This window comes from Ancylobacter sonchi (genome assembly GCF_018390695.1).
GTDB lineage: Bacteria > Pseudomonadota > Alphaproteobacteria > Rhizobiales > Xanthobacteraceae > Ancylobacter > Ancylobacter sonchi.
Genome location: NZ_JAHBGF010000038.1, coordinates 1 through 10,948, shown reverse-complemented (window position 1 = coordinate 10,948; position 10,948 = coordinate 1). Strand labels below are relative to the sequence as shown.

The 10,948-nt window shown below is 60.9% G+C and carries 9 protein-coding genes; 6 read left to right on the top strand and 3 right to left on the bottom strand.

Going from position 1 to position 10,948, the window contains the following annotated elements; genetic code table 11:
* Positions 1–121: 121 nt before the first annotated feature.
* The 5 genes from KHC28_RS24050 (at position 122) to KHC28_RS24030 (ending at position 4,630) form a co-directional block, all read left to right on the top strand.
* Positions 122–2,101 carry a hypothetical protein gene (locus KHC28_RS24050; protein ID WP_214010930.1) on the top strand — a complete coding sequence of 660 codons (1,980 nt, stop codon included), beginning with the start codon at positions 122–124 and terminating at the stop codon, positions 2,099–2,101.
* A 9-nt stretch (positions 2,102–2,110) separates the two neighbouring features.
* Entirely contained in the window at positions 2,111–2,887 is a 777-nt protein-coding gene (locus KHC28_RS24045) for a hypothetical protein (RefSeq protein WP_214010929.1), read from the top strand.
* 335 nt (positions 2,888–3,222) lie between these two features.
* Positions 3,223–3,849: a glycoside hydrolase family protein gene (locus tag KHC28_RS24040; RefSeq protein ID WP_214010928.1), complete on the top strand. Its 627-nt coding sequence runs from the start codon at positions 3,223–3,225 to the stop codon at positions 3,847–3,849.
* 109 nt (positions 3,850–3,958) lie between these two features.
* Positions 3,959–4,333, top strand: a complete 375-nt coding sequence (locus KHC28_RS24035) for a hypothetical protein (RefSeq protein ID WP_214010927.1) — start codon at positions 3,959–3,961, stop codon at positions 4,331–4,333.
* A gap of 3 nt (positions 4,334–4,336) precedes the next feature.
* Complete coding sequence (locus tag KHC28_RS24030; protein ID WP_214010926.1) at positions 4,337–4,630, top strand: hypothetical protein; 294 nt, start codon at positions 4,337–4,339, stop codon at positions 4,628–4,630.
* Here the strand turns inward: KHC28_RS24030 and KHC28_RS24025 are convergent.
* From KHC28_RS24025 to KHC28_RS24015, 3 genes are all read right to left on the bottom strand, one after another.
* Positions 4,620–4,925, bottom strand: coding sequence for a hypothetical protein (locus KHC28_RS24025; protein WP_214010925.1), 306 nt, complete (start codon positions 4,923–4,925; stop codon positions 4,620–4,622). The two genes, KHC28_RS24030 and KHC28_RS24025, sit on opposite strands and share 11 nt — an antisense overlap.
* An 872-nt stretch (positions 4,926–5,797) precedes the next feature.
* A complete protein-coding gene (locus KHC28_RS24020; protein ID WP_214010924.1) occupies positions 5,798–6,112 on the bottom strand; it encodes an FkbM family methyltransferase in 315 nt (104 codons plus the stop codon).
* A 1,221-nt stretch (positions 6,113–7,333) separates the two neighbouring features.
* Positions 7,334–7,573 carry a hypothetical protein gene (locus KHC28_RS24015; RefSeq protein WP_214010923.1) on the bottom strand — a complete coding sequence of 80 codons (240 nt, stop codon included), beginning with the start codon at positions 7,571–7,573 and terminating at the stop codon, positions 7,334–7,336.
* Between the two features lie 498 nt (positions 7,574–8,071).
* On the opposite strand from KHC28_RS24015, the gene KHC28_RS24010 reads away from it, so the two are divergent.
* Entirely contained in the window at positions 8,072–10,681 is a 2,610-nt protein-coding gene (locus KHC28_RS24010; RefSeq protein ID WP_214010922.1) for a hypothetical protein, read from the top strand.
* Positions 10,682–10,948: the final 267 nt, after the last annotated feature.

Sequence of the window (10,948 nt, the reverse complement as noted above, 5' to 3'; positions counted from 1 at the left end):
TGCGTGGCGAAGATGACCGAGGCATTCTTTTTGCGCAGCGTCTTCAGCCATTCCCGCAATTGGCCGGCGAAGCCCTCATCGTCCAGCGCAAGCCAGCCTTCATCGATGATGATAAGCGTCGGTGATCCGTCGAGCCGGTCCTCGGTCCGGTGGAACAGATATCCGGGTCTATGGCAGCGGGCAGGAGACCGACCTCGCCGTCATCGGCCGCATCGACGATGTCACCGATGGCATTTCCGGCGGGGCTGATCTCGCCCTGAAGGCCGACAAGTCCCTCACGGTATCGGCTGCCGGCCTGTTGTCGGGCGGCGGGACGCTCGGCAGTCCCGTGACGCTCACCGCGCCGCGCGCCACCTCCGAGCAGATCGCTTCCGGCGAAGCTGCCGGCATCATGACGCCGGCCGACGTCAACACCATGCTCGGCCCGGTCGTGGTCTCTACGGAGAAGGACTTTGCGACCGCGATGGTCGAGAGCGTCACGCAGCTCGTCAGTGCCGACGGCGCCCGGATGCTGCAATGGGATCTCTCCGGCAACATGCTCGGCGTCTCCATCGTCACCACGTATGACTTCGCGTCGTCGCTGGATGACGCACCGGCGGTGCTCATTTCGTCGGACAAGGCCTTGCTGCAGGAATATGGCGGCGCCCAAGCGGAGCCGGCTGCCGCCAACACAGACGCCTACCTGAAGCCCTATGTATCTGGCACACAGCTCCGCGCCATCGGGCAAGCCGACTATCTGCTGCACGAGATGGGCAGCAAGTCCGTGCTAGCCACCTACGCCGTCTCTGACGACTACGTCACGGCCATCATCAACATGCCCTCGATCGGACCGGCCACGGCCTACAAGGTCGTGCCGGACCTGCCCTGGCTATTCCCCGCCGAGCGGCGGGTCCTCCACATCGTCGTGCTGATTGGCCAGTCGCTCGCTATTGGCAGCCACAGTGACGTCAACCCGACGCTTACCGGCCAGACCCGTGATGGCGCGCTGATGCTGACCCTGTCGGGCTATACCGACGTGCGTCTCGGCCGCTCGCCCACGGCCGTGACGGCCATCTCGGGATCCGAGATCATTGGGTTCGAGCCGCTGACGCCCAAGCCGTCGGCGACCAGCACGCAATATGTCCAGACGCTGCTGGAGAGCATGGCGTTCACGCTCGCCGACGAGGTGGAGACGGCGATCCCGGCTCACCTGGTCAGGACGCTCTACATCTGCTCGGGACAGGGTGACACCGCCTATGCCGCCATGGCGGAAGGCACGCCCTGCTTCGAGAACGTCATCACCGCCGTGACCAGGGCCAAGGAACTGGCGGCGGCCCAGGACTGGTCGGTGGTGGTGGACGCCATCATCCTCAAGCATGGCGAGGCGGACGCCAGCAGCCTCACCTACAAGGCCGACCTCGTCACCTGGCAGGCGGCTTACGACAGGCGTCTGCGTGCCGTCACCGATCAGGCGGCGGCCATCCCGTTCATCATGCAGATGCCGTCCAGCTACGGCAACACGGACAGCAACAAGCGGGCCGTGACGGCCATGCGCGAATTGCACCGCGAGAACCCGCTGTTCCACCTCTCGGGTGCCGACTACCCGCGCCTGGCGCGCTACCACACCGACTACATCCACTTTACCGGCCCCGGCTATCACGAGGTCGGCGAGGATATCGCGCGTGCCTACCAGCAGGTGTGTTGGACGGCGAGCGCCAAGAGCCACGTGCTCGACATGATGACGGCGAGCCGCTCCGGACTCGACATCACGGTGGAGATCGACGTGCCGGTCGCGCCCATGGCGTTTGACACGACCTTGGTCCCCGAGCGGGACGTGAAGGGCTTCGTGGTGCAGGACAGTGCCGGTACCTACACCATCTCCAGCGCCACCATCGCGGATGACGGATCGGCGACCGGCATTGGCAAGGTCGTGCTGACCCTGGCCTCGGCCCCGACGGGAGCCGGGCTTGCCGTGCGCTACGCCTGGAGCGGCCATTCGGGCGGGCGCACCGCCGCCACCGTCCCGCGCGGCAATGTCCGCGACAGCGCTCCCGAGGTCAGCAGCTATGACGGCTCGCCTTCCCCTAACTGGCTGATCCCTGCCGTAATCAACGTCACCTGAGGATGGTCCATGAAAACCCTGTTCACCTTACCACCCGAGCTGCCCAACTGGACCGGCCCTCGCGTGTCGCAGAGCCCGGAAGGGTTAGCACTCGCCAGCATTCCCGACTGGCTGGTGATGGTGCAGCCGGAATATGCAACGTCGGATGGACTGCTCAACCGCGCCGCCATGCACAAGAGGGCTCCGCTGCGCAATCCGGTGAGTGCCCTGCCGAGCCCCGGCCTAACCTTCCCGAACGGCCAGCCGGCCTTCGCGCCCGGCGCCAATGGGGGCCTTTGGATCAACTCGGAAGACTACGTCGACGCCAACGTCAATGTCGGCGATTTCACGGTGTTTGCGACGCTCCTGCGCACCGCTGCTACCGCGCCTTACATCTGGGATCCCCTGACCTCTGCGACGGTGGGCCAGCGCTCATTCTCTCTCGCCATCCAGTCGACCACCCATCTGCTGGTCGTGCGTCAGTTCTCGGGCGGCAGTACCACGACCGCGATGACCGGCGTAGAAGTGACGATCGACACACCGCACCTGGTGTTGATGAGCTATTCGGCGGAACGCGGCCTCACGCTGCGCCAGGACGGCGTTCAGCGGGGCAACAGTGCCGCTGGAGGAGCGATCAACCGTCCGGGAGCGATCGACCAGATGGGCAGCCTCCTCAACGGCTCGTCGACCTTTGCGGTGCGCTACGGCCTCTCCGGCATCATCAACCGCGATCTCACCAAGACGGCGAACGCGGCCTATCTCGCCCAGTTGGAAGGCTACCTGATGGATCGTTACGACGTCACCTAAAGGTCTCTCTCGCATGGCCGCCCGTCCGCCGCCCGCTGGGCGGCATTTTTATTTCTGCCACGGGGTGGAGAGCGACTTTGCCGGCGCGCCCCACCCCGTGGGCGGCCGGGCGTCTTCCGGGGACAGTAGACGCCCGGCCTAGGCCCGCCGCCCCGAGCACCGGCCAGTGGGAAGGGGCTATAGGCGGTCCTTCAAATGTGAAGCCGGACGCGCTTGTTACGGCGCGCCCGGCCAGCTGCTGCCCGAGGGCATGGGATTGCTTAGGCATCAGCCCTCATAGGTTAACGGCGGACGGCGAGCGCCGCCAAGCATTTTCCAATATCTGGAGCGCGAACATGAACACACGTGAGCTGCAGACGCAGCTGACGGCGCTCGGCTATGCGCCGGGGCCCATCGACGGGCAGTGGAGTAAGAAGACGGAGGCCGCAGTTGTCGCCTTCCAGCGTGCGGCGGGCCTCTATCCCGATGGCATCGCCGGCCCGAAGAGGCAGGAGGCGCTCGCCGCAGCGCTGGCGGCCCTGAATGCCACTACACCGTCGCCGGCTCCGGCGCGCCAGAGCATGAGCGCCATCGGCCTGGCGGCGTTGATCGCTCGTGAAGGACGCAAGCTCACGGCATACAAGGACAGCGTCGGTGTCTGGACCATCGGCATCGGCCACACCTCTGGCGCCGGCGCGCCGGTCCCCTATGCCGCCCTGACGATCACCGCGGCAGAAGCCGACGCCATCTTCGCCCGCGACATCGTCAAGTACGAGGGCGCGGTGCGCGACGCCATCAAGGTAGGGTTGGCAGACCACCAGTTCGATGCGCCGGGGTCGCTTTGCTACAACATCGGGCCAACCGGCTTCGCGGGAGCCACCTTCGTCAAGCGCATCAACGCCGGCGACACACCCGCCCGGATCCGTGCCGCCATCCTCATGTGGCGCAAGCCCGCCGATATCCTGTCCCACCGCACCGCTTAGGCGGACCAGTTCGTCACGTCCTACAGCGTCTCGCTCCCCAAGGCCCGGTCAGCCGATGCCCGGCCGATCAGCTTCGCCGCCTGACCTCCCCCCTGACGAGGATTTGACCATGACCGCGACCGAGAAGGCCGCCGCGGCCGTGCTTGCCCAGTTGACCTCCGCCATCACTGTGGCGACGCATCAGGCCATCGCCAACTCCGCCTCCGGGCTCGGCGGCGCCGACGCCGCGGTGATCGCGAAAGAGGTGGCCAAGGAGACGGCGGCCGTCGTCATCAACCAGACGAACAACGAGCCGTGGTACCAGTCGCGGGTGACGCTAGGCGCGCTGCTCGTCCTGGTCGGCGGGCTCTACTCGCTTGGGCTCAACTTCGCCGACGGCTCGCCGCCGTCCGTCGACAGCCTCACCTCGCAGCTGACTGCCATCGTCGGCGCCAGCACCGTGCTCCACGGCAGGTGGGTGGCGAAGAAGCCGGTCGGGGCGTAGCCGATGCGGAACGAGCCGTCGGAGTCCGTCGTCGTATCCATCTCCCGCGACGGACTGCGAGAGGAGATAGAGAAGGCCGTTCGGCGTGGCCTCGAAGATGTTGGCCTGTACACTGAGGATGCAGAAGATCGCCGGAAGGCGCGGGAGGATCTTCGGTTCCTCCGCCGCCTCCGCCGCCTCCGCCGGGCCATCGACGGAGCTGCCGGCAAGATCGGCTACACGGTTCTTGCGATCGTAACGGGTGGTGTGCTCGTGGTGATTTGGGCGGGGATCAAGGTCCATGTCCTCAGGCAGTAGCCGGCCGGAAGCTCAGACGCTTCGGGTCGCCGGCACTGATCTTGCCGTGCTCGATCTGCCGATAGGGAGGCTGCAGGTCGACCGCGGCCACAACACCGTCCATGGCGATCCCGCTGAGCTGCGACGGCTGGCCCGCGCGGTCCTGGCCGCATGTGATGTGGCTGAGGCGGTGACGCAGGCGCAGGCGGCAGCTCACTTCCTCGATCGCCTCGTTCGTGAAGGCATCTGAGATCTGCGCCACGGCGCGGATGCCGCCGGGGCTCCCGGCACCACCGGGCTTCTGTCGCCCGTTCATGACCGCCCTTGTCCTGCCCGCTCTCCTCACGGAGGGCGGGCGAGCAAGGTGTCGGAACGCGGCAGCGAAGAGGGCCTCCCTCGAAGCTTCCTCGCTGTGCTAGAGGTCTAGGGCATCTGAAAGAGCGTGCACGTCAAGGCTCGGATCCGGATCCCCAACATCTGAGACAATCCTTCCGTTCCGTCCATCGTCCACGCCCCCAACATACTGAGCAGTCTTCATACAGATAGCCGTTCCAGTAAGCGTAATTCTTCCCCGATCCGTTACAGGTCGAGCAGACTTTCTCGATATCTAGCGACCTCATTCCCTTGCATTGCGAGCAAGGCTGGCGCACGTATCCCGATTTTGAGCCTGCCTCATCGCCCATTTGTGCCTTCCCGTTCGCTGCGTTCGAAGCTATCTGAAAAGATAATCTTATCCCCGCCGGACTACTGCAAGGTCGTCAAATAGCACAAGGAACCGCGCCTCTCGTAGGTTTCTCCCGCTTCTCGAAGGTTTTGACAAGGTCTCTTATCTTTGAACATTTGTAGGTCGACGGAGTTAAGTCTGGCATATCTGATTTTAAACCAGAAAATAATTCGCAATTTTATCAAAATATCTATAGTTTTCGGGATATAAACTGATGGCTCTCATCAAGAGAGCGATCTGCCGGCGCCCCTCACCTATGGTGGACCTGTAGTAGGAGTTAATTCGGGTATTTTTCGACTCTTACAAGGTGGAAATTGATGAAAACCGGATTGGACCGCCTCAAAACAGGGTTGCCGCCGCCCTTGAATTCGAGGGCCGATCATAAAAGCAAAAAATGAAGAAATCATTTTCTCGCATGAGATCTTCGATTTACCTGTATAGGACGTGAAATTTATTGTATTAATTCATTCAAGTTTCAATCTGAATGAAGTCAACATTTTCAAATATGGCCCGAAGCCGACTACTACATCGTAGTCAAACCCCTCCGCATCGATTTTTAAGAAGGAGATTTTCGGAATTTTCAGGGTTCGGACAATCTGTGCCCCGGTACGGATTTTGATCCGCACTTCAGACAGAGATGGATTATGTTCATTCTGCAGGTGCATCTCTGTTCGCACGATGGAATTGTCCGTCGACGTGCCAGAAACACGCATATAAGTCTCGCCGGCCGACGCGCCGAGAGCTAGTCGATGTGTAGTAACATTGTCGAATTTTTTCATCGCTCTGGTGAGCCGCCATAAGTCTCCGGGACCGGCTCAAAGGAGTGGATGAGAGCCTCGGGAAATGCTATCGCATAAGAACTTGCGCTCTGGCCGCTATTTGCGCCGACATCAAATATCCTGGTTGGGTCCCAGCCGGGAAGCGCGCGAATTATATCCAGAAATAGGCGCGGCATCTTTGCTGACGGAGCTATTTTTCAGCAGAAATATGCATGTACATGCACTCCCCGCGGCAAATGAGGTTCAAGCTTGAGCTCGTGCAGTGCATCGGGCATGCCAATCAGATGCGGCCTGTCGACAGATTTGTATTCCTTTCGATCACGCAGAGGACGCTCCTCGGGTCATCTCTGCCAGTGGCCATCGGAATGGAAGCGGAGGCCTTGGGCTTGCCCGTTTCTCGCTTGGGGCTGCGACCTCTGAGCGGAGGCCCGCATCGCTGGCCAGGACAACCCGGAGGTGATCTCCATGCGAGATCGGGCGACAAGCCCATCCTCTGCAAGGTCAAGTACAAATCCGACGGCGATTTCAGTTCCGATTGCATTTTGGGCACGGAATGCCACGGGCGATCTCGGTGGTATTCAGAGTGCCCGCCTTCACGGCGCTGAACCCACATTGTGGGCATTTAAATACCACGTCGATCAACCGCCGAATTGGGCCGGATTCTAACCGTTTCCCTCCCGCGTCGAGCACCGCGCGCATAATTCTTTGGCGCTTCTGGCGGGAAGGCCGCGGGTGGAATGGTATCGACATCGCCTGCCTCTCCGTGCAGAATATCGTTTACGATCCCTCCTATTTGCATGATTGATGCCGGGCTTCGCCCTTCGGTTCACGAAGGCGTTTAAATTCGGACCATGAGAGTCGGGCATTCTAACGTGATGCCGCCGCCACTACGAATTTTGGCGATCGGTCGTACCAGCGGAGCGAAGCGGCAGCCATGGCTCCGCATAGTCTCTGCGAGCGCCGATAATGGCCTGATACTCCTGCGAGAGCTTCACGATTTCCTCGACGGTGAACGGCCACTGGCCGATCACCGTCACGCAGTGGCGCGTCTCTGTTGGCGATGACAGGCTAGAGCGTATCGACCAGCGCCGGGATCTCGTCCTGCGGCACACAGGCGGCGGCGAGGTCGAGGGCGCAAATGGGGCGGGTGGTTTGTTCGAGCCGTTGCGCTTCGATACCGCCCCCAAAGACACGTCATAAATTTAGCTCCGGCCGCCGCGACTACTCAAGATCGTCTGGCGTCTCGCCATGGCGCGCGATCACGACGGCCGGCTCGAACTCGCCCTGGCTCCGATCGCCCGTTCGCGAGAAAGCCACCGCACCAGCCTTGCTGCCGGCCAAGGATGTTGCCTTCGACTTGGTCGTGGCCGCGCTCTGCACCTCGATCGCCTCTTGCGGCACGAGATAGCCCTCTTCATCCCGCACGAACGGCAGCACCACGAAATAGGTCACGCTCGCCATCTGCTTCGCTCCTCCGATTGAGCACCGAGTGGGGCTTATAGTACCCCAACGGGATCGGGTGTGTTCTATTTTTGTTCTCATGGAATCAATCTCGCCATCAACCGGTGGAGCCGACCATGACGAGCGAGCCAAGGGTCGCCGAGCCCGAGCTTATTGCCATTTCCGACGCTGACGTCGACGAAGCCATAGCCGCCTGCGGTGGTGATATGCGCGAGGCTGTGCGGGCGCTTCTGATCGCCGGGCATTATGGCAGCGGTAGTGGAAGCGGCACGACAAGAGGCTTCTTGGGGCTATGTGCGAGGCCGTCCTTGGCGCTCGTGCCGAGATTGGTGACGGGAAGACATGCCGATGGTAGGAAGATACACCGCGACCTAGCCGGAGCCGCGCAGATGCGTGGTGACCTGCGAGTCCGTCTGATATCAATAACACCTGCTCCGATCTCGCTACGTGAGTGGATGAGTGCGGTTTTTCTGACGTCCTGCTAACAACGGATTGACCATGACAACCGTGTCTTTCCCGACCTTGATTGAGGCTCAAGCCGCCTCCGCCCCGAGCCCGCTACCTGACTATGTGCACGTGTTGGGTTGTGAGGTGCCGAGCGATGGCGGTGCGACACTCTACGCCCTCGCTTCTGGCGACATGCCAACCGAAGGTGAGGAGAAGCTGGTCGCTGGTAGCTTCGACACTAGCCCGACCGGATGGACGCTCACAAACTGGACTTGGTCGGCGGGCTCCATTTCCGGGGCCGGAGTAGCGGCGGGTGAGGTGCGTACACCCGCGTTGTCCGGCCTGACGCCTTACATGACCTGGACATTGCGCGGCTCCGCGTCGGGCGTGACCGGTGAAACCGTCGTCACGATGGTTAACACCCTTCACAATCGATACACTCGTGAGGTTGGGCGCATTACAGCTAACGGGGCGTTTGAGATCAAGGTTACGACCCGACCATCCGACAGTTACATCCGGCTGAATAATGCTGCTGGTGTGACCTGCACCTTGGAATATCTGTCATTTAAGGAAATTACTGATGAGGGTCAGCAGACCATATTCGCTAGCGCCTACGTCCCTGTGCCATCCGATGGGATGTTCACCATTGAGATGTTTGGCGGTCGACTCGCCGGCGAGTCGACTGATGACATGGCCTTCATCCGCCTGCTGCGGCGCATCTACTCGCTTGGCCTGAACCTGTCGGGGCACGTGCATGTGCGAATGAACGGGAGATACAAGTTCCTCTACCCATGGAATGTATTGTGGGTAGCAGAGGGGGTTGATGTTACTCTCGATTTTGGCGGAAATTACATGGATTTCACGGAGGCCCCGTACAAGGTCGTGCGCCCGTGGGTCACGGTGCAGGGGCCAGGCTATACTGGATGGAAGACTACGCTAGCTGCAAATGCGGCACGTAATGACGCAACTGTCACGGCGGCCACCACTACGGGTCTGTCGGCTGGCGATTTCATCGCCGTCACGTCGACCATCGATTACTACAACGGCATCTCCGAAGCTGGCGGCTACGCGCTACAGTATAATGGTGAGTTAGTACAAATCCGCAACCCGAATGCGGGCGGAAACGTGATCGGCATCGGCGATGCGCTGTCGTTCGACTACACAGCTAATTCGACAAATATCCGCCGCTTTGGCATGGGCGGTGTTCTGCGCATCTTAGGTGGCCATGCTATCGGCCCAGGTCACAGCTCCGTGGCGGGCGACGATGGTACGACATTCATCGACGCCATGTATTTCGAGACGGTGTATGAGGAGAAGTTGCTCTGCGAAAACTGGGCATCTTCTACCGTCGATTACATGATTTGCGCGAACGTCGTGCTGGATACGCCGATTACCATTGGCCGCCGCATGGCGGACCCGACGAACGCGGGCCCCATTAGCGCCTACTGTTACGGCCGCATGGTGAATGGTTGCCTCAATGCAAGTATCGACAATCCGTCCGGACGTCATTGCCGACGAGCCGTGGATCTCGGTGCGGCCGGATTCGTTCGTTTTGCCTATGATTATGCAAGTGGTGAAGGTGTCATAAGTCGAAATATTAGCATGACGGGCGGAGAATCAGATGACACGCAGACACAGCCCGGCGGCCATCTCGCGTTCAATTGGTCACTAACCGGTCATGTTGGGCGCAACATCCGTGGCATGCAGATCCGAGGCAAGAACGTACGGCTCACGGCTTGCTATTTTGAGACGCGCGATGGGGGATCGATCGGCATCAACGACTACGACGATCCGTCACTTTATGGAGAGGATCCCACGCAAGGCGAAGTGATCCTCGATAACGTTGTGCTCAAGAGCACCGCAACCGACAGCTCATTCATTGCGCATCAATCTACAGATCGCCTAGTCATCCGCAATAGTCGGATCGAAGCTGTGACACCTTTTGCGCATTATGGACGTCATCAGAGCAATGTCGAATTTGATCGTACTGCCTTCGTCTGTACGTCTTCTGCGACCCCGGCGAGCGGTCGGCCTCCATGCGTCGCCAGTCAATATCGCGACAAGTCTGACGGCTCGAATTGGCGGGTCGACGATTGCTACTTCGACGGCGGTAGCGTTGCGCTCTATATGTTAGGGTCCACGGTTGCCACGGTGAGCGAGATACGCGTGCGGCGTGCCCTGCTGAAGGACATCGCCACCTCGCACCTGTTCCTCAGCCGATCGGGTGCGGCAGCGACCAATTGGGCGACGGATGGCAGCTTGGAGGTGTCAGGGAGCATCGAAATGGGCTCAGTTCCGAGCACCAAGCTCGACACCAGCACGCTGGTGGTTGCCGCGTTCGACAATTCGTGGGGCTCTCGTTTCCCGACCATCGCCCCGGTGACCAGCGTTCTTACGCTCCAACCGCACCGGGGTGACGTGATCGGAGCGTTGGTGAGCCTGTCGGCTGCCACCGATCTTGTGACTATCGCTGGCGCGGCGGACTGGCAGATTGTAGTTCTGACGCTGGCGACTAACACCTATGCGCTTACGGTCAAGAACACTGGGAACATTCGTGTAAAGGCCGACATCACGCTTGACCATTCGCGTGATACCATCACGCTGATCAAACGCAACGATGGTAATTATTATCCGTTAGCGTTTAGCGACAACGGACCATAGTCGTGCTTCCTAGCGGCTTCGATCCGCGCGGCCTGAAGCGCTGGTATGCCCTAGAAGGCGAGCACGAGTTCGCGCTCGCCTTCCACACCGGTCGCACGATCAGCGCCGGATAGTCGGGATTGATGCGCGGCTGCGGCGCCAGGTTGTGACCTGAGCCCCTGATCTTCCTCCAGATTTGAGTAGAGTCCGTCACTCACGGAGACGGACGATGCGCCCCTCACGGTTCACGGAAGAGCAGATTATCGGGATGCTGAAGGAGCAGGAGGC